Here is a 637-nt window from a genome sequence, read left to right as displayed (position 1 = left end):
AGGTCCTCCTCGACGAGTGCGAGCGCCAGGTCCATGCCGGCGGTCAACCCTCCCGACGTTGCGAAAGATCCGTCGCGAATGAACAGGCGGTCCGGGTCCACGCGCAGAGCCGGATGCCGGCGCGTCAAATCGTCCGCGAACTGCCAGTGCGTGGTAACCGCCCGACCGTCAAGCAAACCGGTCGCCGCGAGGATGTAGGCGCCGGTGCAGACCGAAACGACGCGACGCGTCAGCAGCGCCCGCTCGCGCACCCAGCCCAGCAGCCTCGCGTCGCGATCAAGGCCTTGGCGGGCGCCGGCGCCACCGGGGATCAACAAGGTGTCCAGCGGCGGTGCGCCTTCGAGCGCATGATCGGGCACGATGGCCAGGCCGTTCTCCGCGCGCACCGCGTGGGTGCCCAGGCCTATGACGCAAAGCTCATAGCTCGGCGAGCCCGACCCGAACGCGTTGGCTGCGCCAAATACGTCCAGCGGACCGGCCAGGTCGAGCGCCTGCATATCGTCATAGGCGAGCAGGCCGATGGTTTTGATCGAGTTGGGTCTGGTCATCTCGCCATCGTAATCGGCCCCGCGGGGGGCAAGCCTACGGGGTTACTGCACCGCCGCATGCATGGTTGTCCGAGCGATGCTACCGTGCC

1 protein-coding gene is annotated in these 637 nt (G+C 67.8%); it reads right to left on the bottom strand.

Annotation, left to right across the window (positions count from 1 at the left end; all coding sequences use genetic code 11):
* A partial coding sequence (locus QQX02_RS13165) for an AraC family transcriptional regulator (RefSeq protein ID WP_301143819.1) occupies nt 1–548 on the bottom strand: 548 nt, incomplete at its 3' end.
* Nucleotides 549–637: the final 89 nt, after the last annotated feature.

This window comes from Demequina muriae (assembly GCF_030418295.1).
GTDB classification, from domain to species: Bacteria; Actinomycetota; Actinomycetes; order Actinomycetales; family Demequinaceae; genus Demequina; species Demequina muriae.
The sequence above is the reverse complement of the archived record's forward strand: the minus strand, read 5'-3'. Positions and strand labels throughout refer to the sequence as shown.